Origin of the sequence: Sphingomonas sp. AAP5 (assembly GCF_004354345.1) — a bacterium.
In the GTDB taxonomy this organism is placed as follows: domain Bacteria; phylum Pseudomonadota; class Alphaproteobacteria; order Sphingomonadales; family Sphingomonadaceae; genus Sphingomonas; species Sphingomonas glacialis.
Window position 1 is genome coordinate 2,654,077 of sequence record NZ_CP037913.1, and the last position, 25,307, is coordinate 2,679,383.

Consider the following 25,307-nt stretch of genomic DNA (forward strand, 5'->3'; position numbering starts at 1 on the left):
CGGGCAAAGGCGACCGAATTAGGGCCGCATGCCCTTTCGGCCGATCTGCTCGACGCGGTCGACGACGTCTTGCGCCACGCTCGGCGTCACGAACCGCGTAACCGGCCCGCCATAGAAAGCGATTTCCTTGACCAGCCGGCTCGCAATCGGCTGCAGCGCCACGTCGGCCATCAGGAACACCGTCTCGACGCGGTCGTTGAGCGCCCGGTTCATGCCGGTCAACTGATACTCATATTCGAAATCGGTGACGCCGCGCACGCCGCGCAAGATGATGTTTGCCCCCTGGGCCTCGGCGAAATCCATCAGCAGCGAATCGAATGCTACGACGCTGACGCCCTCGATCTCAGCGGTTTCGCGCTCGATCATCGCGAGCCGCTCGTCGAGCGTGAACATCGGCGACTTGGACGCATTGGTCGTGACGCCGATGACGAGCCGGTCGACCAAGGTCGCGCCGCGCCGAATGATGTCCATATGCCCCAGCGTCACCGGGTCGAACGTCCCCGGATAGACGCCGATGCGATCGGTCAACGATCGCGCTCCAGCGTGAAGCGGGCGATATCGCGGAGCAGATCGGCTTCGGGGCCGAAATGCTGGAGATGCTGGATCGCCTGATCGACCAGCATCCGCGCCTGCGCGCGCGCGCGGTCGAGCCCGAGCAGCGACAGGAAGGTTTCCTTCCCCGCGCCTTCGTCCTTGCCGAGCTTCTTGCCGACTGCGGCCTCGTCTCCCTCGACGTCGAGGATGTCGTCGGCGATCTGGAAGGCGAGCCCCATGTCGCGCGCATAGCCGCGCAGGCCCACGCGCCCCTCGGGCGGCACCTTGCCGAGGATCGCGCCCGCCTCGACCGAACAGGCGATCAGCGCGCCGGTCTTCATCGCCTGGAGCCGCGTGACGGTCGGCAGGTCGAAGGTCGATTTCTCGGCCTCCAAGTCCATCGCCTGCCCGCCCGCCATGCCCGACGGGCCGGCCGAGCGCGCGAGATCGAGCACCAGCTCGCTGCGCACGAACGGATCGGGATGCGTCGCGGGATCGGCGAGAATCTCGAACGCCAGCGCATGGAGGCAATCCCCCGCGAGAATCGCGGTCGCTTCGTCGAACGCCTTGTGCACCGTCGGCTTGCCGCGCCGCATGTCGTCATCGTCCATCGCGGGGAGATCGTCATGGATCAGCGAATAGACGTGGATGCATTCGATCGCGGTGGCGACGCGGCCGGCGCAATCGCGATCGACCGCGAACAGCCGCGCCGTCGCGAAGACGAGCAGCGGTCGCAACCGCTTGCCCCCGCCGATCGCGGCATGGCGCATCGCGCGATACAGATCGGCCCGCGGGTCATTGGGGATGGTGAGGAACGTGTCGAGCCGGCGATCGACGTCGGCGCCGACCTGGGACAAGGCCGCCTTGAGCGACAGGGACGCTGCAGTCATGCCATCAACCTGCGGCAAAGGGCTGCGTGCCGACGGCACGCCCCTCGCTGTCGGTACGGATCGCTTCGATCCGCGCCTGTGCCGCCGTCAGACGGTCGTCGCAACGACGCCGCAATTTATCGCCGCGCTCATAGAGCGCGATCGCCTGGTCGAGCGGCGCATCGCCGCTCTCGAGCCTCGACACGATCCCCTCCAGTTCCTTGAGCGCCGCTTCGAACGTCAACTCTTCGATCGGTGTATCCATTTGGCAGCTATGCGGCACGCGAGCGTTTGGGGTCAAGGATACGCGAGGCCTCGGTTGCGTTTGTTGTTCGTCCCCAATGAGGAATACCCCATGTTTACCAGCATCGACCCCGCCACCGGCGCGCCGGGCCAATCCTATGCCGAGCTGACCGGCGCAGAAATCGAGATCAAGCTCCAGCGCGCGCACGAAACCTTCCGCGAATGGCGGCTGACCGATCTCGCGACCCGCACCGCCCTACTCGAGCGAATCGCCGAGCAATTCGACGCCAATACCCAGCGCCTCGCCGAAACCGCGACGCGCGAAATGGGCAAGACGCTCAAGTCCGCCATCGCCGAGGTGCAGAAATGTGCGCAGGCGTTCCGCCATTATGCGCAGGAAGGCGCGGCCATGCTCGAACCGCGCAGCTTCCCCGGCGCGACCGCGACGTGGCATCCGATGGGTCCGGTGCTCGCGGTGATGCCGTGGAATTTCCCGTATTGGCAGGTCGTGCGCTTCATAGCGCCGACGATCCTGGCGGGCAATGTCGGGCTACTGAAGCACGCGTCGAGCGTGCAGGGTTGTGGAGCGGCGCTCGAGGAAATGGTGATCGCCGCGGGCGGGCCAGCCGGGCTGTTCCAGAATCTGGCGATCAAATCCGACAAGGTCGATGCGCTGATTGCCGATGATCGGATCGTCGCGGTGACGCTGACGGGCAGCGAAGGCGCCGGGATGAAGGTTGCCGAGGCGGCGGGCCGTGCGCTCAAGAAGGTCGTGCTCGAATTTGGCGGGTCGGACCCGTTCATCGTGATGCCCTCGGCCGATCTCGATGCGGCGGCCAAGGCCGCGGTGACCGCGCGCGTGCAGAATACGGGCCAGTCGTGCATCTGCGCCAAGCGGATGATCGTCCATGCTGACATCTACGACGCCTTCCTCGAGAAATTCTCGGCGGGGATGCAGGCGGTCGTCGCGGGCGACCCGATGGATGCGGCGAGCGACATGGGCCCGCTATCGAGCGAGGAGCAGCGCGCGACCGTGCTCGGCCAGCTCAAGCTGTTCGAGCAGGCGGGCGCGAAGCTGCTGTTCGGCGGCGAGGCGCTTCCCGGCAAGGGCGCGTATATGTCGGCCGGCATTCTGGTCGACGTGCCGACTGATCACGAAGTCGCGAACGAGGAACTGTTCGGGCCGATTGCGATGCTGTTCAAGGCGGCGGATATCGACGAGGCAATCGATATCGCCAATGCCGTGCCGTTCGGACTGGGCTCGTCGGTGTGGACGCAGGATGCCGATGAGCGCGCGCGCTTCGAGCGCGATATCGAGGCGGGGATGATCGCGGTCAACAAGATGCTGGCAAGCGCGCCCGAGGCGCCGTTCGGCGGGGTGAAGCGCTCCGGGCATGGGCGCGAGTTGGGGCCTTACGGGCTGCACGAGTTCATGAACCTGAAGACCGTGCTGGGGTAAGGTGCCTCCCGCCCTCTCCCGCGAGCGGGAGAGGCTACGGAGACTTGGGTCGCGCTTCTTCAGCGCGGCCCTGGTCGTCGTCGGTGAGGGTCTTCCTTTTTTACGAGCGTCGAGAATCAGAAGAAAAAGACCCTCGCCCAACCCTCTCCCGCAAAAGCGGGAGAGGGCTTTGAAGGCTTGCACTCAGTCCATCGTCAGCACGATCTTCCCGATATGATCCCCCGCCTCCATCCGCGCATGCGCAGCGGGGGCTTCGGCGAGCGGGAAGCTGCGGTCGAGGATCGGCTTCAACCGGCCCGCTTCGACATGCGGCCACACCGTGCGGTGGAGTTCGTCGGCGACGAGGCTCTTGAACGCCGAATCGCGCGGACGCAGCGTCGATCCGGTCAGCGTCAGGCGGCGGCGCATGATGTCGAAGATCGGGATGGTGGCGGTCGCCCCGCCCTGCACCGCGATCGACACGTGCCGACCGTCTTCGGCCAGGCATTGGAGGTTGCGCGGCAAATAGTCGCCGCCGACCATGTCGAGCACGACCGCGCAGCCCTGCCCGTCGGTGATCTCGGCGACGCGTTCTACGAAATCCTCGGTCTTGTAATTGATCGCATGCGCCGCGCCGAGCTTCAGCGCCGAGGCGCATTTGTCGTCGGAGCCCGCGGTGATGATCACGCTCAGCCCGAAGATCGCGCCGAGGCTGATCGCCATCGTCCCGATCCCGCTCGTCCCGCCATGCACCAGCACGGTGTCACCCTCGGTCGCATACCCACGCTCGAACAAATTGGTCCACACGGTGAAGAGCGTTTCGGGCAAAGCCGCTGCCTCGATCATCGACAAGGCATGCGGCACGGGCAGCACTTGCCCCGCCGCAACCGCGACATATTCGGCATAGCCGCCACCCGCGAGCAAGGCGCAGACGGGCTGCCCCATCAGCTCGAAATCGACGTCAGCGCCTTGCGCGACGACGATTCCCGACACCTCGAGCCCCGGGATCGACGGCGCGCCCGGCGGCGGCGCGTAGCCGCCCTTGCGCTGGAGCACGTCGGGCCGGTTGACCCCGGCCGCGGCCACACGGATCAGCACTTCATCGGGGCGCAGTGTCGGAACGGGCCGTTCGACCACGCGCAGGACTTCGGGTCCGCCCGGACCATCGGGGTCGATTGCGCGCATGGTATCCGGAATTCCGTCCATCGATCTTATGCCCCGTTTTGCCTGCGCGCCTTATTGACATGGCCGCTCGCCGGGTCAACGATCCCGCAATGGACTTGGACGAGATTCTCCCGAAACGCGCGGGCGATCCGCTCGCGGCGCTGCTCGCGCAGGACCTCGACCCGTTGTCGGTCGCGGAACTTGAGGCGCGGGTTGCCGCGCTGCAAACCGAGATCGCGCGCACAACCGCGAAGATGGAACACGCCGCCAGCCATCGCGTTGAAGCCGATAATCTGTTCAAGTCTTGACGCCAGACAGCCCTCCTATCCGCTATAAGATGGCAGTAAGGGCGGCGAACGATTTTCAAGTGCTTGCAGTGGCGGATACGCCTTCCAACATAGGCGCAAAGGGCTGCGCTTTCGCCGCAGCCCGCAAGGAGTGAAGACCTGATGCCATCCTTTGCCTCCGCGCTTGAAACCACGCTTCACAAGGCGTTGGAAGCCGCGTCGTCACGTCGCCACGAATATGCGACACTCGAACACTTGCTGCTGGCGCTGATCGATGACGAGCATGCCTCGAAGGTGATGCAGTCGTGCAACGTCGATACCGCCGAGCTGACCGCCACCGTCAAACATTATCTCGATACCGAGCTCGAGGCCTTGAAGGTCGATGCGGCGACCGACCCTTCGCCGACCAGCGGCTTCCAGCGCGTCGTCCAGCGCGCGATCCTCCACGTCCAGTCGTCGGGCCGCGACGAAGTGACGGGCGCCAACGTGCTCGTCGCTTTGTTCAGCGAGCGCGAGAGCTATGCCGTCTATTTCCTGCAGCAGCAGGACATGAGCCGGCTCGATGCCGTGAGCTTCATCAGCCACGGCGTCGGCAAGGGCGGCGCGGCACCCGAAGCGTCGACGCCCAAGGGCGTCGAGGAAGAAAAGCCGCAAAAGCCCGGCGAGAAGGGCAAGAGCGAGTCTGCGCTCAAGCAGTTCTGCGTCGATCTCAACGAGAAGGCCAAGAAGGGCAAGGTCGATCCGCTGATCGGTCGTGGTCCCGAGGTCGATCGCACCGTGCAGATCCTGTGCCGTCGTTCGAAGAACAACCCGCTTTATGTCGGCGATCCCGGCGTCGGGAAGACGGCGATTGCGGAAGGCCTCGCGCGGAAGATCGTCGAGGGGAATGTTCCCGAGGTGCTGCTGCCGGCGGTGATTTACTCGCTCGACATGGGCGCGCTGCTCGCCGGCACGCGCTATCGCGGTGACTTCGAGGAACGCCTCAAGGCGGTCGTCACCGAGCTCGAGAAGATGCCCGATGCGATCCTGTTCATCGACGAGATCCACACCGTGATCGGTGCGGGCGCCACCAGCGGGGGCGCAATGGATGCGTCGAATCTGCTCAAGCCGGCGCTGTCGGGCGGGACGATCCGCTGCATCGGCTCGACGACGTACAAGGAGTTCCGCAACCACTTCGAGAAGGACCGCGCGCTGCTGCGGCGCTTCCAGAAGATCGACGTCAACGAGCCGACGATCGAGGACACGATCAAGATTCTCGCGGGCCTGCGCTCGGCGTTCGAGGACCATCACAAGGTCAAGTACACCCCCGACGCGATCAAGTCGGCGGTGGAGCTCAGCGCGCGCTACATCAACGACCGCAAGCTGCCCGACAAGGCGATCGACGTGATCGACGAAGTCGGCGCGATGCAGATGCTGGTGCCGCTCGCCAAGCGCAAGAAGACGATCACCAGCCGCGAGATCGAGCAGGTCATCGCGACGATGGCGCGCATCCCGCCAAAGTCGGTCTCGACCGACGACACCAAGGCGCTCGAATCGCTCGAGACCGATCTCAAGCGCGTGGTGTTCGGGCAGAATGCGGCGATCGAGAAGCTGGCGTCGGCGATCAAGCTGTCGCGCGCTGGCTTGCGCGATCCCGAGAAGCCGATCGGCAACTATCTGTTCACCGGCCCGACGGGCGTCGGCAAGACCGAAGTCGCCAAGCAGCTCGCGACGATCATGGGGATTCCGCTCCAGCGGTTCGACATGTCCGAATATATGGAACGCCACTCGGTCTCGCGACTGATCGGTGCGCCTCCGGGCTATGTCGGGTTCGACCAGGGTGGTTTGCTCACCGATGCGATCGACCAGCAGCCGCATAGCGTGCTGTTGCTCGACGAGATCGAGAAGGCGCATCCCGATTTGTTCAACATCCTGTTGCAGGTGATGGACAACGGGCGTCTGACCGACCAGCACGGCAAGACGGTCGACTTCCGCAACGTCATCTTGATCATGACGACCAATGCGGGTGCCAGCGACATGGCGCGCGAAACGCTCGGCTTCGGCAACCTCACCCGTGAGGGCGAGGACGAGCAGGCGGTGCAGAAGATGTTCACGCCCGAGTTCCGCAACCGTCTCGATGCGATCGTGCCGTTCGGCTATCTGCCGACCGAAGTGGTCGCGCGCGTGGTCGACAAGTTCATCCTGCAGCTCGAGCTGCAGCTGGCCGACCGCAACGTCCATATCAAGCTCGACGACGAATCGAAGACGTGGCTCACCACCAAGGGCTATGACAAGCTCTACGGTGCCCGCCCGATGGGCCGCTTGATCCAGGAAAAGATCAAGCAGCCGCTCGCCGAGGAATTGCTGTTCGGCAAGCTGGTCCATGGCGGCGAGGTGACGGTCAAGCTGAAGGACAACGCGCTTGCGTTCGAGATCACTTCGGCCCCACCCAAGAAGCCCAAGAAGAAGCCGGTGAGCCGCACCGACAAGGACACGACCACGGTAAAGTGACCGATATGACCGCTGGGTGCGAACACCGCGTTCGCGCCCGGCGGTCCTGTTTGCCGTAGAGAGCACTGGCCCGACGATCGAGATTGCGCCTAGCGGCAATCCCTCCAGCCGCAATCCCTTCCGCCGCAATCCCTCCAGCCGCATTAACGGTCTTTTCGTCAAAGGCGCTCTATGGCGCCGCTATGCAAAGTGCGCCGCACTACCGTCTTTTGAGCCTTGTCGCCGCTGTTCTGCTGGCGCTTGGCTGGTCGTGCCCCGTCACTGCGCAGACCGACCGATCCGGCCAGCCGGTCTCTGTCTGTGTCGTCCGCGCCCAGCCTGGGATGACGCCGCAGTCGCTGTTTGTCGGCACGACACGCTTCGACTGCAATCCGCAACAGACGACGCTTGGCGGCGGCGATTACTGGGTCCGCTCGGTTCCGGTGAAGCGATCGGGTCCGGTCGAAATCCGCGTCGCCAGCCTGTGGCAGCGCGCCGTGACGCTCTACGCGCTCTACGCCGATGGCACGATCGTATCGCAACGGCTCGATCAACAAGGCACGATGCGGCATATCCAGCTCGGCGCGATCGTCGGCCAGCCGCTGCCCGCGCGCGGTGCACCGCTGGTTCGATTGCTCTGGCATGTCGAGGGTGCTGCCAATCTGCGCGGCATCCTGCGCGATGCGCGGATCGCGACGCCTGAACAAGCCGTGCGATCGAACCTGCTGCTGGCCGCGCTGTATGGCGGGTTCGCCGGCCTGTGCATCGCGCTGTTCACCTATAATCTGGCGCTGTGGGCGACGCTGCGACATCGATTCCAGCTTGCGTATTGCGCGATGGTGCTGGGCTTGTTGTGCTACGCCATTTCCTCGTCGGGCGCGCTCGCCTGGGCTTGGCCCGAGCTTGCCAATAACGACCGGATGCGCATCAACTACCTTACGCTCGGCGTATCGGCGGTGGCGGCCCTGCTGTTTGCGCGGACCTTTTTCGAGCCGCGCGTCTTTGCAGGCGGGCTGGGGCGACTGTTCACCGTTGCCGCCGCGACGATGCTCGCGGCGACGCTCGGCTATGCGCTGTTCGGGCCGAGCAATGTCTGGCTGCTCGACCGCTGCTTTACCTTGGCGTTTGCCGGCCAATTGCTTGTCGTGGGACCGATGCTGTGGCGCGCGTGGCGGACGCGGAGCAACTATCTGTGGCTGTTCGCCCTCGCCTGGGGTGCGCCCGTATTCGTCGCCTGCTTCCGCGTGGCGAGCGGGCTCAGCCTGATCCAGTGGAACTTCTGGATCGACAATTCGACGATCGTGATGATGACACTCGAAGCCTTGCTGTCGAGCTTTGCGATTGCCTACCGCGTGCGCGTGCTCAGTCTCGAGCGCGATGCCGCGCGCGAAGGCGAGCTCGCCGCGCTGTTGCTCGCCGAGATCGATCCGCTGACCGGCCTGCTCAACCGCCGTGCCTTTCTGGCGGCCGCGATCGGGCGCACGGGCGAGCACATGCTGCTCATCCTCGATCTCGACCATTTCAAGCTGATCAACGAAACGATCGGCCATGACGGCGGCGACGACGTGCTCCGCGCGGTCGCGCGCACGCTGCAACTGTCGGTTCCCGACGCGGCGCTCGTCGCGCGGATCGGCGGCGAGGAATTTGCGATCGTGCTTCCCGCCGACACCCCGATCGAACCCCGCGACATTCTCGACCGATTGCGCGCGACGCGGATGCCGTACGACGTCGCGGTGACCGCGAGCATCGGCAAATGCATTGGCCCATTGCACCGTGAAGTCGATTGGAAGGCGCTCTACGGCGCCGCCGACCGGGCCTTGTACGACGCCAAGAGCGCCGGGCGCGATCGCGCGCGGATCCGCGCGCTGCCCGACCGCATCGCCGCGTGAGACGCCTTGCCGCGAATCGGCACTGAGCGTACAAGCGCAGCCCAAGGGGATATGCTGTGCGCAACCGTCGCATCATGGTCGGGTTCGTCGCAGTCGTCGCGCTGATCGCGGTGGCGCGCCATCCGAGCGCCGATATCCAGATCCTCACCCATGATTCGACCGACCCCGCGCCGCATCGGATGAAGGCCGCGATCGATCTCGGTCTCGTCGGCATCTCGGTGCTGGTGACCTGGACGGGAAACCATTTGTAATCCGCTGACTATCCGCGGACGGCGCCGGTGGGTTGCCGGGAACGGAAGGCTTGCTTACACACGTGTCAATGAGCGATCCTGAAGCCGTTTGGCACGAATCCTATCGTCACCCCACTGCCTGGGACAGCGTCTATCCGCCGCTTTCGGTGGTGGATATGTTCGATCAATCGGCCGCCAGCGCGGGCAAGGCGCCGTTGATCGATTTTCTCGGGCGGCATTACAGCTATGCCGAGACGCTCGACGGCGCCAATCGCGTCGCGGCGGGGTTGCAGGCGCTGGGCTATGGTCCGGGCGACCGGATCGGGCTGTTCCTGCCCAATGCGCCGCATTATCTCGCGGCCTATTACGGCATCCTCAAGCTCGGCGCGACGGTGGTCAATTTCTCGCCGCTCTACACCGTTGCCGAGCTCGCACATCAAGTCGAGGATTCGGGGACGCGCGTGCTGTTCACGCTGTCCGCCAGCGCGCTGCTCCCGACCGCGCTGAAAGTGCTCGAGACCAGCCAGCTCGAGCGGCTGATCGTCGGGTCGATCGCGGGGGCGCTGCCCGCCTCGAAATCGATCCTCTACCGGCTGTTCAAGCGCAAGGAAGTCACGCCGCGCCCGAACGATCCGCGCATCCTGAGCTTTTCGGGGCTGATCGCCAATGACGGCAAGCACGCACCCGCGACGATCGATCCGATGACCGACGTCGCGTTGATCCAATATACCGGCGGCACCACCGGCACCCCCAAGGGCGCGATGCTGACGCACCAGAATCTGTCGGCCAATGCGCGGCAGGTGATGGGGATCGACCCGCACCCGAACGAACCCGACCGTATCCTCGGCGTGCTGCCGCTGTTCCACGTCTTCGCCAATACCTGCGTGCTCAACCGTACCGTGCTCAACCGCGGATGCATCGTGATGCTGCCGCGCTTCGAGGCTGGCGCGGTGCTCGGCGCGATCACGCGGACCAAGGCGACCGCGCTTCCGGGCGTGCCGACGATGTACCAGGCGCTGCTCGACCATCCCGACATCACCAAGACCGATTTCTCGTCGTTGCGCGTCTGCATCTCGGGCGGCGCACCGCTCGCCGCCGAGTTGAAGGCGAAGTTCGAAGCGGCGACCGGGGCGACCGTGGTCGAGGGCTATGGCCTGTCGGAAAGCTCGGGCGTGCTGTCGGCCAATCCGTACGAGCGGCCCGGCAAGACCGGCAGCATCGGCCAGCCGATCCCGTCGACGCATCTGCGGCTAGTCGACAAAGCCGATCCGACCCAGCCCCCGCCCCCCGGCGAGCCGGGCGAGATCGTCGCGATGGGGCCGCAGATCATGAAGGGCTATTGGAACCGGCCCGACGCCGATGGCGAAGTGTTCGTCACCAATGGCGCAGGGCGCTGGCTGCGCACCGGCGATGTCGGCACGATCGACGAAGACGGCTTCGTGCGGATCGTCGATCGGTTGAAGGACATGCTGTCGGTATCGGGCTTCAAGGTCTTCCCGAGCCAGATCGAGGCGATCCTGCACCATCATCCCGCGGTCAAGGAGGCGATGGTGATCGGCCTCCCCGATCCGTATCGCGGCGAGCAGCCGCGCGCCTATGTCACGCTCAACGAGGAGGTCGCGGCGACCGGCGCGGAGTTGCGCGACTGGCTCAACCCGCAGCTCGGGCGGCATGAGCGCGTCGACGACGTGGTGATCCGCCTGACGATGCCCAAGACGATGATCGGCAAGCTCAGTCGCAAGGATCTGATCGCAGAAGTGATGGCGGAGACGCCCAGCGTATGACCACCGCCCCACCCGTCACCCCCGCGAAAGCGGGGGTCCCGCTTCTTGGCTCCGCACTGGGCAGGAGAAGCGGGACCCTCGCTTTCGCGAGGGTGACGGTGGGGCAGTTAGCGGTCGGTAGGCGCTAGCGCGACGCGCGGCGGTTGGATCTACATCATGTCCAACCGTTACCGCGGGACGCTTTATATCGGTGTGACGTCCCACATCGCTGGCCGCAGTTTCCAGCATCGCGACAAAACCGGTTCGGACTTTTGCCGCCGCCACAACCTCACGCGCCTCGTATACGCCGATTTCGCGGAGCACATCGCCGACGCCATCGCGCGCGAGAAGGCGATGAAGAAATGGCGTCGCGCATGGAAGATCGAGTTGATCGAAGCCGCCAATCCAAATTGGCTCGACCTGTTCGAGACCCTCAACGGCGCAGCAGAAGAAGAAGCGGGATCCCCGCTTTCGCGGGGATGACGGGTACAGGCGCGGTGAATTCACGCACCGTATGACAGTTGCGTGAAGGTCAACGATTCCGATTGTAACAATCTGTCTGCATAGACCCAAGACCAGTAAGGCTTCGGGGTTGTCGACGATGGACGCTGTGACCAAGATCGCAATGAATGGTCTGTCGGGCGGCACGATCGCCGATCTGGCAGACTTCGCGCACTCGCAACCGTCGATCCCCGAGCGGACGATCAGCGAGCGTCGGCGCTATCGCACGATCTGGATCTCCGACATCCATCTCGGCACGCGCGGCTGCAATGCCGATCTGCTGATCGACTTTCTCGACCATGTCGACAGCGAGACGCTCTACCTCGTCGGCGACATCATCGACGGCTGGCGGCTGAAGAAGAAGTTCTACTGGCCCGCCGCACATAACGACGTCGTCTGGCGCCTGCTCAAGCGCGCCAAGCGGGGCGCGCATGTCGTCTACATCCCCGGCAATCACGACGAAGTGGTCCGCCAGTTCTGCGGGCTCGATTTCGGCGGCATCGCGATCCGCCGCAACGCGGTGCATGAAACCGCCGACGGGCGTCGGTTGTTGGTGCTGCATGGCGACGAATTCGATGCAATCACCCTCGCGCACCGCTGGCTGGCGCATGTCGGCGATGCGGCGTACGAATTCATGATGGCGCTCAACCGCTGGGTGAACGCCTATCGCCGCGCTTTCAGCCTGCCCTATTGGTCGCTGTCGAAGCATGCCAAGGCCAAGGTCAAGAACGCGGTCCAGTTCATCTCCAACTACGAAGAGATCGTCGCGCAGGCGGCGGGTGCGCGCGGCGTCGATGGGGTCGTTTGCGGCCATATCCACACCGCCGAGTTCCGTGATATTGATGGCATCGCCTATTATAACGACGGCGACTGGGTGGAAGGCTGCACGGCGTTGGTCGAGCATTTCGACGGGAGAATGGAATTGCTGCATTGGGCTGACGAGATTGCCGCGCGGGAAACGTCCCGGCCGACGGCGCAAATCGAGATGTTGGCGGCCTGACCCGCGTGCGGATCGCCATCGCCACCGATGCATGGAGCCCCCAGGTCAACGGGGTCGTGCGCACCTTGCAAGCGGTGCGTGCCGAACTCGAGCGCCAGGGCCATGAGGTCCTGATCGTCTCGCCCGATCTCTTCTATTCGATGCCGTGCCCGACCTATCCCGAGATCCGCCTCGCCTTTGCCAGCACCGCGAGCGTCGGCAAGATGCTCGCCGATTTCGCACCCAACGCGATCCATCTCGCGACCGAGGGACCGGTCTGCCTTGCCGCGCGGCGCTGGTGCCTGACGCGCGGGTTTCCCTTCACCACCGCGTATCACACGCAGTTCCCCGATTACGTCTCGGCGCGGACCGGCGTGAATCCCGAATGGGTGTGGCGCTACATTCGCTGGTTCCACTGGCCCGCCCAGTCGATCCTCGCCTCGACGCCGTCGATCGCGGCGACGCTCAAGTCGCATGACCTCACCAAGATCCGCCACTGGGGCCGCGGCGTCGATCTCGGGACGTTTGGTCCGCAAGTCGCCCCGCTTGCAGCGATCGAAGCGCTCAAGGCGACGAGCGGCGGGCCGATCCAGCTCTATGTCGGGCGCGTCGCGGTCGAGAAGAATATCGAGGCGTTCCTCACCGCCAAGCATCCCGGCACCAAGGTGATCGTCGGCGACGGCCCGGCACGCGCCACGCTCGTCGCGCGCTACCCCGACGCGCATTTCCTCGGGCCATTGTTCGGCGCCGATCTCGCCGGCGCCTATGCCGCCGCCGACGTCTTCGTTTTCCCGAGCCGCACCGACACGTTCGGCCTGGTGATGATCGAAGCGCTCGCCAGCGGCACCCCCGTCGCGGCCTACCCAGTGACCGGGCCGGTCGATGTGCTCACCCCGCAGGTCGGCGCGATGGACGAGGATCTCGACACCGCGATCGCCACCGCGCTCACCCGCGATCGTGCCGCCTGCGCGGCTTATGGCCAGACCTTCACCTGGGAAGCGAGCGCGCGCCAGTTCCTCGGTGCGCTCGTTCCCGTGGAGCATCCCGAGGCGATCGCGGCCTAGCGTGCAACCGCGCTTGCCACCCCCCCGCATTCGCTCTACATTGCATGTCAGCATAAGTGGCCGCTCCGAAAGGGGCGGCCCTTTCCGTTTTTGAGGAGTATCCCGTGGCCCAGCCGCTCATGCCGCACGCGACCGCCGCTTGGCTCGTCGACAATACCGCGCTCAGCTTCGAGCAGATCGCCGAATTTTGCGGCCTGCACATCCTCGAGGTCCAGGCGATCGCCGATGACACCGCCGCGACCAAGCTGACCGGCCGCGACCCGATCCGCGCGCACGAGCTGACGCAGGACGAGATCGACAAGGGCCAGGCCGATCCGGAGTACACGCTCAAGATCCTCAAGGGTCCCGAGCAGGTCCGCCGCACCAAGGGGCCGCGCTACACGCCGGTGTCGAAGCGGTCGGACAAGCCAGACGGCATTTCGTGGATCATCCGCAACCATCCCGAGATCAGCGACGGCGCGATCGGCCTGCTGATTGGCACGACGCGCACGACGATCGCGGCGATCCGCGACCGCAGCCACTGGAACATCGCCAACATCACCCCGAAGGATCCGGTGACGCTCGGCCTGACGACGCAGCGCGAGCTCGATGCGGCGGTCGCCAAGGCCGCCAAGGCGGCTGGCCTCGAAGCTCCGGTCGACACGCGGCTCGAGGGTGACCGCGAAGCGCTGATCACCGAGCTGCGCGCGCAGCGCGACCAGCTCGCGCGCGACGCCGAAGCCGCCGAGAATGGCGAAGTCGTCGCCCCGCGCGCCGAGCCGACCGCCGAGACGCTGTTCAAGCGCTGATGTAATCTGTCACCCCCGCGAAAGCGGGGGTCCCGCTTCTACCGCCGGCCCGGAGAAGAAGCGGGATTCCCGCTTTTGCGGGAATGGCGGCAGAAGGGGTCCGGGAAGTAAGATGACCCAGCCTCCCCGCTTCGATTTCACCATCCACGCCACCGACGGCAAGGCGCGGACCGGCGAAATCGCGATGCGCCGCGGCACGATCCGCACGCCGGCGTTCATGCCCGTCGGCACCGCCGCGACGGTCAAGGGCGTCAAGCCCGCCGACGTCCGCGCAACCGGCGCCGACATCCTGCTCGGCAACACCTATCACTTGATGCTCCGCCCCGGCGCCGAACGCGTCGCGCGATTGGGGGGCTTGCACGATTTCATGGGCTGGGACCGCCCGATCCTCACCGACAGCGGCGGCTATCAGGTGATGAGCCTGTCCGACCTGACCAAGCGCGACGAGAATGGCGTGACCTTCAAGTCGCACCTCGACGGTTCGCGCCACACGCTCAGCCCGGAGCGCTCGATCGAAATCCAGCGGCTGCTCGGCTCGGACATCGTGATGGCGTTCGACGAGCTCGTCCCGACCACCTCGACGCCCGAAGTGCAGGCAGCCGCAATGGCGCGCTCGATGCGCTGGGCCAAGCGCTCGCGCGATGCGTTCGACGGCGGCGGCGCGCATGCCGAGGCCGCAGCGATTTTCGGCATCCAGCAGGGCGCGCTCGACCAGACGCTGCGCGGCGACAGCGCGACGGCGCTGATCGACATCGGTTTCGACGGTTATGCGGTCGGCGGGCTCGCGGTCGGCGAAGGCCAGGAGGCGATGTTCGCCTGCCTCGACTTCGCGCCCGGACAGCTTCCCGTCGACAAGCCGCGCTACCTGATGGGCGTCGGCAAGCCGACCGACATCGTCGGCGCGGTCGAGCGCGGGATCGACATGTTCGACTGCGTGCTGCCGACGCGGTCGGGGCGCACGGGACAAGCGTTCACGCGAAACGGCCCGATCAACATCCGCAACGCGAAGTTCGCCGAGGACCAGGGGCCGCTCGATTCCGCGTGCGGCTGCCCGACCTGCCAGCATCCCGAGCACGGTGGGAGCCGCGCCTATCTGCACCATTTGGTCCGATCCGGGGAAATCCTCGGCGCAATGTTGATGACCGAGCACAATCTGTGGTTCTATCAGGCGATGATGGCCGACCTGAGGGCAGCAATCGCGGCGGGGCGGCTCAAAGCCTTCGCCGATGCGTTCCGACAGGCATATGAGAGCCACGCAGAGAGGGTGTAATGTCCAAGATCAACGAAATCGAAGCCGCCGCGCTCGAACACAAGCGCGTCCGTGATGCCGCCGAAGCGAAGGGTGAGAAGCACGGCAACTGGCCGGTCGCGCCGATCGCGATCGGGGTCGGTGTCGGATCGGCCGCGCTGGCGGCGGCGCTGCTCTACGTGAACCGCTCGAAGAAGCCGTAAGCGCCGTCACCCCGGCCTTGTGCCGGGGTGCACCGTGCCGCGTGGTCACCGTGCGATCATCGAACGCTGCGCAAGCATCGGAGTGGCCCCCGGCACAAGGCCGGGGTGACGATGTATCGGGTGGTGTGCCATCTGATTGACACAGCCCCTGCCGCCGCGCGACACAGTGGCGCAACACCGCCCCCATCCGGAGCCTCCCTTATGCTGTCCCGTGCCGCCCTCCTGCTGGGCGCCGCCCTGCTCCCGCTCACCGCCGCCACCGCGCAACCCGCCCCGACCACACCCGCCCCCGCGATCAAGCCGATCGCCTTTACCGAGCGCACGCTCGCCAATGGCCTGCGCGTCTATGCGATTCGCGACACGACCACGCCCAACGTCTCGGTGCAGGTCTGGTACGATGTCGGCTCGAAGGACGATCCCGCCGGGCGTTCGGGCTTCGCGCACATGTTCGAACATTTGATGTTCAAGGCGACGCGCAACCTCGTCTCCGAACAGTTCGACCGGCTGACCGAGGATGTCGGCGGCAACAACAATGCCTCGACCAATGACGATTACACCGAATATCACGAGACGATCCCGGCGAACCACCTTCAGCGGCTGCTGTTCGCCGAGGCCGACCGGATGGCCGCGCTTGTCGTCGAGCCCAAGAGCTTCGCGTCCGAACGCGACGTGGTGAAGGAGGAGCTGCGCCAGAACACCAACGCTCGCCCCTACGGCAAGCTGTTCTCGCTTTATTTCCCGGCCGTGTCCTACACGCGCCATCCGTACGCACGCGGGACGATCGGCAGCCTCGACAATCTCGAGAGCGCGCAGATCGACGATGTCCGCGCGTTCCACGCGACCTATTACCGGCCCGACAACGCCGTGCTCGTCGTCTCGGGCAATTTCGATGCAGCCCAGCTCGACGCCTGGGTCGACCAGTATTTCGCGAAGATCAAACGCCCGACCACGCCAATCCCGCGCGTCACGGTGACCGAGCCAGAGCGCACCAAAGCGACGCACTACGTCGTCCATGAAGCAAATACGCCGCTCCCCGCGGTAATGATCAGCTATCCGATCCCCGCCGACAACCATCCCGACGGCCCCGCGCTGAGCGTGCTTAACGCGGTGTTGTCGCAGGGCGAGAGCTCGCGGTTGTACGAATCGCTCGTCTATCGCGACCAGCTCGCGCAGAGCGCCGAGAGCGTACTCGATTCGAAGCAGGGCCCGGGCAACCTCGCGGTGTTCGCGATCCTCGCAGGCGGCAAGACCGCAGCAGCGGGCGAGACGGCGCTGCGCCGCGAAGTCGCGAAGCTGCGCGATACCCCGGTGAGTGCCGCCGAACTCGCCGAGGCGAAGAACGAGATCCTTACGGGCGCACTCCAGGCGCGCGAGACTGCCGAGGGCAAGGGCCGCACGATCGCCTCGTCGGTGATCATCGACGGCGACGCGCGCGCCGCCGACCGGCAGCTCGCCGCGATCGGCCGCGTCACCGCCGCCGACGTCCAGCGCGTCGCCGCCAAATATCTGCGCGACCAGCGTTCGGCGACGATCCAGTACCTCCCCGAGGACGCGACCGCCAAGGCACCGCAGAACGACCGGATCGAAGTCGCCGATAGCGTGGTGGTCACGCCATTGGTCGCGCCCGGCAAGATCGAGGTGGTGACGCCCGCCAGCGCTGCCGACCGCATCGCCCCGCCACCACCCGCCGCCGCGATCGCCGCCGCCGCACCGGTGACGCACGAATTCGCGCTCGCCAACGGGATGCGCGTCGTCGTGGTCGAGAAGCACGATCTGCCGCTGCTCACCGCGTTGCTCGTCGCGCAGGGTGGGGCGGCCGACGACCGGCCCGATCGCGCCGGGGTCAACAGCCTCGCCGCGGACTTGCTGACCAAGGGCACCACGACGCGCTCGGCGACGCAGATCGCGCGGCAGATCGAGGCGCTTGGCGGTTCGATCTCGAGCGATGCGAGTTGGGACGGCAGCTCGATCGAGGTGACGGTGAAGTCCGACCAGGCGACGCCGGCACTGGCGATCCTCGCCGATGTCGCGCGCAACCCAGTCTTCGCGCCCGCCGAGATCGAGCGCGCGCGCGCGCAGACGATCGACGGCGTCCAGGTCGCGATCAAGGATCCGAGCCAGCTCGCCGGGCTCGTCGCCGCGCGCGCGGCGCTCGGTGCCTCGCCGTACGGGCATCCGCGCTCGGGCACGCCGATGTCGCTCAAGGCGATCACCGCGAGCGACATCCGCGCCGCCTATGCCAAGGCCTGGGCGCCCGCACAGGCGACGCTGGTGATCGTCGGCGACGTGACCCCGGCACGCGCCAAGGCGCTTGCCGAAGCCAATTTCGCCAGCTGGAAGGCGAGCGTGCCGGTCGGTCCCGATGGCCCGCGGCAGATCTACCCCGCGCCGCGCGTCGTCGTGGTCGACATGCCGGGCGCGGGCCAGGCCGGCGTCGTGGTGGCGCGCCCGGGAATCGCGCGCAGCGATCCGGCTTATTATCCTGCGGCGGTCGCCAATACGGTGCTCGGCGGCGGTTTCTCGTCGCGGCTCAACCAGGAGATCCGCATCAAGCGCGGGCTCGCTTATGGCGCCGGGAGCAGCCTGCAGGCCGGTCGCCTGCCGGGCGTCGTCGCCGCGCGGACCTCGACCAAGAATCCGAGCGCGCCCGAGACGGTGTCGATCATCCTCGCCGAAATGAAGCGGCTCGGCGCCGAACCCGTCAGCGCGGCCGAGCTCGATACGCGCAAAGCGGTGTTGGTCGGCAATTTCGGCCGTGCGACCGAGACGACGGGCGGGATCGCCGGCACGGTCGGCGGCTATGTCGTCCAGGGCCTGCCGCTGAGCGAGCTCGGGCAGTACACGCAGCGCGTCTCGGCGGTCGATCCGGCGGCGGTGCAGGCGGCAGCGGCAAAGCTGCTCGATCCAGCGGCGGCGAGCGTCGTCGTGGTCGGCGATGCGAAGCTCTTCCTGCCCGAACTGCGCAAGGCCTATCCCAACGTCGAGGTCATCGGCGCGGACGTGCTCAAGCTCGACAGCGCGGCGCTGCGCTGAGCGATCCCTGCAACCGTCACCCCGGCTGCGCCGGGGTGACCGAACCCCTGCATTAACCACCAATCGTATCGTCGCGAGACACACCTAAATCAGCAGCATCGCAGCGCGCCAAAATCGGCTACAGCGCGCGCGTGTATTTGCAGGCGATCCTTGGCTGGGTGAAGATGCGGCGGCTGAGCAAGCTCGGTGCCGTCGGCCTGTGCGCGCTCGTGCTCGCGGGCGTATCGGCGCATGCGGCGCTTCGCGCGATCATCCTCCAGCACGCCAGGGCGGCGCAGCACGCCCCTGCGCCGAGCGGTTATGAGATCGAGGATCATTTCCCCGGCGCCGCGTATTTCAACGCGGCCGACGATGCGGTGCAGAGCGACAGCGCCCCGGCGCGCGGCGCGACCGGGACGATCGCACTCCCCGACCTGCCGCTCCCGGCCGGCGCGGCGGCGCTCGCGGGGGATACATCGGTCCGTCCCGCCCTCCCCTTTTCGATGGCGCGCGCGAGCGCGATCGACCGTGGCCGCGCACTACAATGCCTGACCACCGCGATCTATTATGAAGCCGCGAGCGAGCCCGACGCCGGGCAACAGGCCGTCGCGCAGGTGATCCTCAACCGCGTGCGGCACCCGGCCTTCCCGGCGACGGTATGCGGCGTGGTGTTCCAGGGTTCGGAACATACCGGCTGTCAGTTCAGCTTCGCGTGCGACGGCGCGCTCCAGCGTGGGAGCCCGTCGCAAGCTTATTGGCTGCGCGCGCTGAAGGTCGCCGCCGCGGCGCTCAACGGGCATGTCATGCCGCAAGTCGGGCTCGCGACGCATTACCACACCTATGCCGTCACCCCGGCGTGGAACCGGAGCCTCGTGATGACGGCCGCGATCGGCGCGCATTTCTTCCACCGCTGGCAGGGTGGCTGGGGCACGCCGGCGGCGTTCCGCCAGCCGTATCTGGGCGGCGAGCCGATCCCGGGCCCGCACCCGCGGCTCGATCCGCCGGCTCCTATGACGGCAGCCGTGGTGACGCCTGCGCTACCCGCCGCCAAGCCGGTCACGATCCAGCCTGCCTATGCGCAAAGCGGCACGCCGATCGCCCCTGCAACCCCGGCTGCGGATACGCTGCCGGGTGACTCACAGATCCTCGACCGCTGGAAAGACTCGGGCAAGCCGCTGCGCTGAACTCGTCTCTCGGTAGCGCCGCGACCTCCCCCCGCTCGCCCTGAGCTTGTCGAAGGGCCGCTCTCCGCTTGCGCACGGTGCGCGAGCGGAGCGTGGGGCTTCGACAGGCTCAGCCCGAACGGAGCGCGGTATCTACCGTTCGCGACGAACCGCCCTACTTCTTCACCGCCAGATACTTGTCGAACCACGCCCGCGTGCGCGCAACGACGTCGGCCGAATTGGCCGGCGCGCGGATGCCGTGGCCTTCCTCGGGATAGATCACCAGGCTGGTCGGTACGCCCATGTCCCTCAGCCCATGCCAATATTCGATCGACTGCGTCGGCGGCACCTCGATGTCGCGCTCGCCGACATAGATGAAGGTCGGCGTCTTGGCGTTCTTGATGAAATTGACCGCCGAGACGTCCTCATAGGCCTTGCGATCCTCGTACAGCGTCTTGCCGAAGAACGGCAGCATCCACTGGTCGATGCCGTTGGTGCCGTAATAGCTCACCCAGTTCGACAGCCCTGCCCCCGCGACGATCGCCTTGAAGCGGTTGGTCTGGGTGTTCGCCCACATCGCCATGAAGCCGCCATAGCTGCCGCCGGTCAGGCCGAGCCGCGCGTCGTCGACCGGGGCGACCTTCTCGACCGCGTCGATCCCGGTGAGGATGTCGCGCAGATCGCCGCCGCCGAAATCGCGCTTGTTGGCGGCGGTGAAGGCCTCGCCCTGGCCGTAGCTGCCGCGCGGATTGGGCAGGAAGATGTAATAGCCGGCATCGAGCATCGCGCCGTAGCCACCGCCGAAATACGGCACGTTCGCCGCCGACGGACCGCCATGGACGATCGTGATCATCGGCGCCTTCGCCTTGGGATCGGCGCCGAGCGGGGCGAGCAGCCAGCCCTGGACGTCGAAGCCGTCATTCTTCCAGCTGATGCTGCGCGCGGTCATCTTGGCCGGGATCGCGTCATTGTCGTGCGTGATCTGGACGGGCGCATCGACCGGGCCGGCGAAGATCGCTGGGGCATGCGTGAAGTCCTGCACCACCGTGGCGACGGTCTTGCCATCGGCGCTCCACGCGGCCTTGGCATCGCCCGCGGCGAGGTTCGACGGGCGGCTCCAGCCGAGGCCGTCGGTGCTTGCGCGCTCGGCATAGAGCCCCATCCGGTCGCCGCGCAGCGCGGTGCCGCGGATGGCGGCGTCGCGCCACACAAGCGACGTCACCGTCAGCTTGCTGTTGGGCTGGGTATTGCGCGGTTCGCCGCCAGCGAAGGGAACGGTCCAGACATCGCCGCCGACCGAGCCGAAGTCGCTCATCAACCCGCCGATATAGGCGACGGTCTTGCCGTCGGGGGAAACGCGCGGGAAGTTGAGCTGCGTCTTGGGGCGGGCGATCGTGCGCACCGCGCCGGTCTTGGCGTCGACCGCGTCGAGCGTCGCGACCCACCAATTGTTGTCGCCATTGCCGAGCGCCGAGGTGACGACGAAGCCGCTGCCATCGGGGGTCCAGTCATATTCGTAGATGTAGCGATCGGCGGGCGAAAGCGGCTGGGCCTTGTCCGCCGTCACGCTGCCGCTCACGTCGAACACGGCGAGCCGCTGCTCGTCGCTCTTCTCGCCGATCTCGCCGATCTGGCGCACGCCGGCCTGCGCAGCGCCCGCTTCCTTCGCCGCGCCGATTGTCACGAGCAAGGCGATGCGCGACCCGTCGGGCGAGAAGCGCGGCGTCTGTGCGATGCCGCTGATCGTCGCGACCGTATGCGGCTTGCCGTCATGGTCGACGAACAGCGTGACGAGCCCGGCCTTCTTGTCGCGCGTGAGATAGGCGAGGCTGCCGTCTGGCGCGAAGGTCAGACCCGACACCGAACACAGGGCGCCGCACGGATCGAAGCTGCGCAGCACCTTGCCGCTCGTCGCTCGAATCGTGATGCTGGTCTTGCTGCCCTCCGCATCGATCGTCGCGATCCGGTCGCCCTGCGCCGACAGCGCGAGCCCGCCATAGGAATGCACCGTGGGTGCGGCGAGCGCCGGGCTGGCGGAGGCGGCGAGCAGAAAAGCGAACAGGCTGAGGCGCATGGCAGGGAAGCTCCGTCGAGTGATGGAGCGGGATAGCACAGTGCGGCGGCGGAGCAATCGCGTCGCTGCGCCGATCGATTACGGCTTCCCCACCTGCGCGAGCAGCACGTCGACCGCCGCGCTCAACTGCGCATCGGTGCCGGGGCCTTCGCCGAGCGGCCGCACCACCGTGACGTCGACCGGGCGCGGGTGCATCTCCATGTCCTGGCCGCGGCCGTCCTGGATTCGCGTGCCGGGCGTGCGCACCGACGAGCCGTCGATCAGCGGCTCGCCGCCGGTGAAGATGATCCACCCCGCGGTCGGCTGCCCGACCACCTTGCCGAGCCCGAGCGCGCGATAGCCCTCGGTGAAATCCTCGGCGTCCGACAGCGACGATTCGTTGGTGACGAGTACGGTCGGCTTGCCGAGCGCACGCTGGCCGAGCGCCTGGCGGCCGGGCAGCGGGAACAGGTCGCGCGGCGTCATCGTCAGATAATTGGCGCGCGCGAAGACGTCGATCGCATAGCCGTTGATGAAGCCGCCATTGTTGTTGCGGATGTCGACGACGACGCCCTGCCGCCGCTGATTCTCGGCATCGAGATCGAGATAGAGCTGGTCGAGCGATTCGGACGACATGTCGGCGATATGGACATAGCCGAGCTTGCCGCCCGACAGCCGATCGACCAGCGCGCGGCGATCATCGACCCATTGGCGGTAGGCGAGCCCCGCCGCCGCGCCGACCGAGATCGGCCGGACGACGACGCTGCGCTGACCAGTCGCGCCAACGATGCCGAGCGCGACGCGGCGGCCGACGCTGTTCTCGAGCAGCGCATCGATATTGCCATGCGCGCCGATCGCGACGCCACCGACGCTGACGATCCGGTCGCCGGGCGCGATCTTTTCGATCGCCGCAGGCCCGAGCCGCACCACGTCGCGCACGATCAGACCGCGTCCCGCATCATAGGCGGCGCGGTCGAAGCGCAGCCCGAGATCGCCGACGCGATTGGGCCGCGCGCTACCCGGTGCGCCGGGGCTGAGCGAAATGCCCGAATGCGAGGCGTTGAGCTCGCCGATCATCAGATTGATGATCCGCCGCTCCTCGTCGGGCGTGCGGGCGCCGGCGATATAGGGCTGGAAGCGCGCGCGCAGCGCCTTCCAGTCCTGGCCGTTGAACTTCGCATCGAAGAATTTGCGGTCGAGGATGCTCCACGCCTCGTCGAACACGATCTGTTTCTCGGTCGCGAAGTCGACGTCCATTTCGGCGCCTACCGGGATCGGCTTGGGTTTGGGGCTGTCGAGCGGTGTCGAGATGACGCGGCCGCCGTCGAGATAGAAGAGCGTCTTGCCGTCGCCCGCGAGGGCGAAATCGCCCTTCGGCCGATCGCTCTGCGTGAGTTGCTGCGCGACCGGCGGCTCGTCGGCGAGTTCGTCGAGATTGTAGCTGTAAAGGTTGGCACGGCCCTTCTCGCGTGCGCGGAAGACGAGCGTCTTGCCATCGGGGCTGATCACCGGCGTATCGGCATTGAGCCCGAGCGGCAGAATCGTCGCGCGCGCGCGCAGGCCCTCCCACACGATCGACACCGGCTTCACCTTCGGCGCGGGCGTCGGCGGCGCGGCCCCCTTCTTCGCTGCGACGGGCAGCGGCTTGGGCGTCGGTGGTGTGGGCGTATCCGACGGCGTGTCGGGCGTGCCGGGCTGCTTGCCGGGCTTGAACAGGTCGCTGAACTTGTCTTCCTTGAACTTCGGCACGTGCGGCAGCAGATCAATCCGCACGATCCGCGAATCCTCGCTGCGCTGCGCGGTGTCGAAGAGGATGTAGGTGCCGTCGGGCGACCAGGCGATCCCGCCCATCTGTCCGTTGGCGAGGAAACTGACCGGCCGCGCCGCGCCACCTGCGGCGGGGACGACATGGACGTTCACGAACGAGCGCGAATCGAGCAACGGGAAGGCGATATACTGGCCATCGGGCGACCAGGTCGGGCGCGGTCCATCGCGCTCGTCGGTCGCGATCGCGCCGGTGAACAGCGTACGATCGGCGCCGCCCGCGAGTGTCACGACGTGGAGCTCGCGATCGTCGAGGACATAGGCGGCCGACTTTCCGTCGGGCGCGTAGGTGGGCGCGGACGCGATCCCCTGGCGCGTCAGCACGGTCTCGCGCCCGCTTGCGACGTCATATTCGACGAGGCAATGCGCGAGCCCGCGCTCCGAAATGACGAGCGCGCGGCGGCTGTCGGGCGACCAGACCACTTCGCGCTCGGCACCCGGCGTGTTGGTCACGCGCTGCGCCGTACCGCCGTCCTTGGCCGACGTCGCGAACACTTCGCCATGCCCGATCACCGCGATCTTCTGCCCGTCGCTCGAAAGCGCCAAGCGCGAGAAGCTCTGCAGCTGTTCGTGGCGGCGCGGCGTCGTGCTCGCAGCCCCGCGGAGCGTAATCGGCACCGCGGCGGCCTGCCCCGTCGTGGGATCGTAGCGCCACACACCGAAATCGCGTTCGAACACGACCCCCGACCCGTTTGCCGCCATCGACGGGTACAGAACGCGGCCGCTCGTGAAGTGCGTTAGCTGCTCGGGCGCCGCCCCCGCGCCGACGCCGATGCGCCAGAGATTCTCGGGCCCGCCCTTCGCGCTCATATAGACGAGGCTGGCACCGTCGCGGCTCCACATCGGCCAGGCGTGTTTCTCGCCATCGGCGAGGAGACGGCTATACGCCCCGCCCTCGGCGACCGGTTTGAGCCACAGTTCGGTCTGGTCGATGTGCGAGGTGCCGTTGCGCCACCACTGCCCCGCGCTGATCCCACGCGTGTTGATCGCAAGCGTGCTGCCATCGGGCGACGGCGCGGCCTGGAACTCGGCGAGATAGGTCTCGCGGCTGACCTGCATCGGCGTGCCGCCATCGACCGCGATGCGGAAGACATCGGCCTGGCGGCCGACATCGGTGACGCCCGAGGCGAAGTACAGATATTTGCCGTCGGGCGACCAGGCATCGAGCTCCTCGCCCGCCTCGGCATAGGTCAACCGCGTCACCGCGCCGCTCGCCAGATCGAGCACATAGATGTTGGCATTGCCGCCGCGCGTCGAGGTGAAGGCGAGTTTGGTTCCGTCGGGCGAATAGAGCGGGCGCGCCTCGGTCGCCGCATCGGTGACGAGCGGGCGCGCGACACCGCCGTTCGCCGCGACCTCCCAGATGTCGCCGCCCGAGGCGAAGGCGATCAGCGCGCCGTCGGGGGAGAGCGTCGGCTCGGCGAAGGCGGGCCTGGCCTCCTGCGCGAGAACGGGCGCGGCCAGAGTGGTCGAGGCGAGCAGGCCCGCAGCCGCCAGCGCAAGGCGTTGAAATGTCATGAAGGAGCCCCGTTTCGTCGTTATCCCCGGCAATGAAGCGCAAAAGCCGAACGATCACAAGCCACAC

The 25,307-nt window shown here is 66.7% G+C and carries 20 protein-coding genes; 14 read left to right on the plus strand and 6 right to left on the minus strand.

Annotated elements, in window-relative coordinates:
• Positions 1 to 18: 18 nt before the first annotated feature.
• From coaD to E2E30_RS12355, 3 genes are read right to left on the minus strand one after another with little or no spacing between them, the layout of a single operon-like run.
• Positions 19 to 528: a pantetheine-phosphate adenylyltransferase gene (gene coaD, locus E2E30_RS12345; protein ID WP_133190243.1), complete on the minus strand. Its 510-nt coding sequence runs from the start codon at positions 526 to 528 to the stop codon at positions 19 to 21.
• Positions 525 to 1,424: a polyprenyl synthetase family protein gene (locus E2E30_RS12350; protein WP_133190245.1), complete on the minus strand. Its 900-nt coding sequence runs from the start codon at positions 1,422 to 1,424 to the stop codon at positions 525 to 527. Before E2E30_RS12350 ends, coaD begins: the two co-directional genes overlap by 4 nt.
• A gap of 4 nt (positions 1,425 to 1,428) precedes the next feature.
• Positions 1,429 to 1,668: an exodeoxyribonuclease VII small subunit gene (locus E2E30_RS12355; protein ID WP_010185119.1), complete on the minus strand. Its 240-nt coding sequence runs from the start codon at positions 1,666 to 1,668 to the stop codon at positions 1,429 to 1,431.
• Positions 1,669 to 1,677: 9 nt separating this feature from the next.
• On the opposite strand from E2E30_RS12355, the gene E2E30_RS12360 reads away from it, so the two are divergent.
• Positions 1,678 to 3,105: an NAD-dependent succinate-semialdehyde dehydrogenase gene (locus E2E30_RS12360; protein ID WP_272482931.1), complete on the plus strand. Its 1,428-nt coding sequence runs from the start codon at positions 1,678 to 1,680 to the stop codon at positions 3,103 to 3,105.
• A gap of 183 nt (positions 3,106 to 3,288) precedes the next feature.
• Here the strand turns inward: E2E30_RS12360 and E2E30_RS12365 are convergent, their stop codons facing one another.
• Positions 3,289 to 4,269 (minus strand): NAD(P)H-quinone oxidoreductase, encoded by a 981-nt coding sequence (locus E2E30_RS12365; protein ID WP_133190249.1) that lies wholly within the window; start codon positions 4,267 to 4,269, stop codon positions 3,289 to 3,291.
• A gap of 89 nt (positions 4,270 to 4,358) precedes the next feature.
• Here E2E30_RS12365 and E2E30_RS12370 point away from each other — a divergent pair, with 89 nt between their 5' ends.
• The 13 genes from E2E30_RS12370 (at position 4,359) to E2E30_RS12430 (ending at position 19,866) form a co-directional block, all read left to right on the plus strand.
• On the plus strand, positions 4,359 to 4,556 hold the full coding sequence (locus E2E30_RS12370; RefSeq protein ID WP_133190251.1) for a DUF1192 domain-containing protein: 198 nt from the start codon (positions 4,359 to 4,361) through the stop codon (positions 4,554 to 4,556).
• Between the two features lie 141 nt (positions 4,557 to 4,697).
• Entirely contained in the window at positions 4,698 to 7,025 is a 2,328-nt protein-coding gene (gene clpA / locus E2E30_RS12375) for an ATP-dependent Clp protease ATP-binding subunit ClpA (RefSeq protein WP_133190253.1), read from the plus strand.
• Positions 7,026 to 7,207: 182 nt separating this feature from the next.
• Positions 7,208 to 8,893, plus strand: a complete 1,686-nt coding sequence (locus tag E2E30_RS12380) for a GGDEF domain-containing protein (RefSeq protein WP_133190255.1) — start codon at positions 7,208 to 7,210, stop codon at positions 8,891 to 8,893.
• 56 nt (positions 8,894 to 8,949) lie between these two features.
• On the plus strand, positions 8,950 to 9,144 hold the full coding sequence (locus E2E30_RS12385) for a hypothetical protein (RefSeq protein WP_133190257.1): 195 nt from the start codon (positions 8,950 to 8,952) through the stop codon (positions 9,142 to 9,144).
• A gap of 68 nt (positions 9,145 to 9,212) precedes the next feature.
• Positions 9,213 to 10,907: an AMP-binding protein gene (locus E2E30_RS12390; RefSeq protein WP_133190259.1), complete on the plus strand. Its 1,695-nt coding sequence runs from the start codon at positions 9,213 to 9,215 to the stop codon at positions 10,905 to 10,907.
• 153 nt (positions 10,908 to 11,060) lie between these two features.
• Positions 11,061 to 11,369: a GIY-YIG nuclease family protein gene (locus E2E30_RS12395; protein WP_272482951.1), complete on the plus strand. Its 309-nt coding sequence runs from the start codon at positions 11,061 to 11,063 to the stop codon at positions 11,367 to 11,369.
• Between the two features lie 118 nt (positions 11,370 to 11,487).
• A complete protein-coding gene (locus tag E2E30_RS12400) occupies positions 11,488 to 12,387 on the plus strand; it encodes a UDP-2,3-diacylglucosamine diphosphatase (protein ID WP_133190263.1) in 900 nt (299 codons plus the stop codon).
• 5 nt (positions 12,388 to 12,392) lie between these two features.
• Complete coding sequence (locus E2E30_RS12405) at positions 12,393 to 13,430, plus strand: glycosyltransferase family 4 protein (RefSeq protein WP_133190265.1); 1,038 nt, start codon at positions 12,393 to 12,395, stop codon at positions 13,428 to 13,430.
• Positions 13,431 to 13,534: 104 nt separating this feature from the next.
• Positions 13,535 to 14,218, plus strand: a complete 684-nt coding sequence (locus tag E2E30_RS12410) for a DUF1013 domain-containing protein (RefSeq protein ID WP_133190267.1) — start codon at positions 13,535 to 13,537, stop codon at positions 14,216 to 14,218.
• A gap of 112 nt (positions 14,219 to 14,330) precedes the next feature.
• Positions 14,331 to 15,488, plus strand: coding sequence for a tRNA guanosine(34) transglycosylase Tgt (gene tgt / locus E2E30_RS12415; RefSeq protein WP_133190269.1), 1,158 nt, complete (start codon positions 14,331 to 14,333; stop codon positions 15,486 to 15,488).
• Positions 15,488 to 15,670 carry a hypothetical protein gene (locus E2E30_RS12420; protein ID WP_133190271.1) on the plus strand — a complete coding sequence of 61 codons (183 nt, stop codon included), beginning with the start codon at positions 15,488 to 15,490 and terminating at the stop codon, positions 15,668 to 15,670. Before tgt ends, E2E30_RS12420 begins: the two co-directional genes overlap by 1 nt.
• 201 nt (positions 15,671 to 15,871) lie before the next feature.
• Entirely contained in the window at positions 15,872 to 18,703 is a 2,832-nt protein-coding gene (locus E2E30_RS12425; RefSeq protein ID WP_133190273.1) for a M16 family metallopeptidase, read from the plus strand.
• A gap of 131 nt (positions 18,704 to 18,834) precedes the next feature.
• Complete coding sequence (locus E2E30_RS12430) at positions 18,835 to 19,866, plus strand: cell wall hydrolase (protein WP_206365572.1); 1,032 nt, start codon at positions 18,835 to 18,837, stop codon at positions 19,864 to 19,866.
• A gap of 154 nt (positions 19,867 to 20,020) precedes the next feature.
• Here E2E30_RS12430 and E2E30_RS12435 read toward each other — a convergent pair whose 3' ends face one another.
• On the minus strand, positions 20,021 to 21,919 hold the full coding sequence (locus E2E30_RS12435; protein WP_133190275.1) for a S9 family peptidase: 1,899 nt from the start codon (positions 21,917 to 21,919) through the stop codon (positions 20,021 to 20,023).
• A 78-nt stretch (positions 21,920 to 21,997) separates the two neighbouring features.
• Positions 21,998 to 25,240, minus strand: coding sequence for a S41 family peptidase (locus tag E2E30_RS12440; protein ID WP_133190277.1), 3,243 nt, complete (start codon positions 25,238 to 25,240; stop codon positions 21,998 to 22,000).
• Positions 25,241 to 25,307: the final 67 nt, after the last annotated feature.

Excerpts from the sequence above, each read along its gene's own strand:
- E2E30_RS12350 (WP_133190245.1), bottom strand. The coding sequence starts at position 1,424 with ATGACTGCAGCGTCCCTGTCGCTCAAGGCGGCCTTGTCCCAGGTCGGC.
- E2E30_RS12355 (WP_010185119.1), bottom strand. The coding sequence starts at position 1,668 with ATGGATACACCGATCGAAGAGTTGACGTTCGAAGCGGCGCTCAAGGAA.
- E2E30_RS12360 (WP_272482931.1), top strand. The coding sequence starts at position 1,678 with ATGCGGCACGCGAGCGTTTGGGGTCAAGGATACGCGAGGCCTCGGTTG.
- E2E30_RS12365 (WP_133190249.1), bottom strand. The coding sequence starts at position 4,269 with ATGCGCGCAATCGACCCCGATGGTCCGGGCGGACCCGAAGTCCTGCGC.
- E2E30_RS12370 (WP_133190251.1), top strand. The coding sequence starts at position 4,359 with ATGGACTTGGACGAGATTCTCCCGAAACGCGCGGGCGATCCGCTCGCG.
- clpA (WP_133190253.1), top strand. The coding sequence starts at position 4,698 with ATGCCATCCTTTGCCTCCGCGCTTGAAACCACGCTTCACAAGGCGTTG.
- E2E30_RS12380 (WP_133190255.1), top strand. The coding sequence starts at position 7,208 with ATGCAAAGTGCGCCGCACTACCGTCTTTTGAGCCTTGTCGCCGCTGTT.
- E2E30_RS12390 (WP_133190259.1), top strand. The coding sequence starts at position 9,213 with ATGAGCGATCCTGAAGCCGTTTGGCACGAATCCTATCGTCACCCCACT.
- E2E30_RS12400 (WP_133190263.1), top strand. The coding sequence starts at position 11,488 with ATGGACGCTGTGACCAAGATCGCAATGAATGGTCTGTCGGGCGGCACG.
- tgt (WP_133190269.1), top strand. The coding sequence starts at position 14,331 with ATGACCCAGCCTCCCCGCTTCGATTTCACCATCCACGCCACCGACGGC.
- E2E30_RS12420 (WP_133190271.1), top strand. The coding sequence starts at position 15,488 with ATGTCCAAGATCAACGAAATCGAAGCCGCCGCGCTCGAACACAAGCGC.
- E2E30_RS12425 (WP_133190273.1), top strand. The coding sequence starts at position 15,872 with ATGCTGTCCCGTGCCGCCCTCCTGCTGGGCGCCGCCCTGCTCCCGCTC.
- E2E30_RS12435 (WP_133190275.1), bottom strand. The coding sequence starts at position 21,919 with ATGCGCCTCAGCCTGTTCGCTTTTCTGCTCGCCGCCTCCGCCAGCCCG.
- E2E30_RS12440 (WP_133190277.1), bottom strand. The coding sequence starts at position 25,240 with ATGACATTTCAACGCCTTGCGCTGGCGGCTGCGGGCCTGCTCGCCTCG.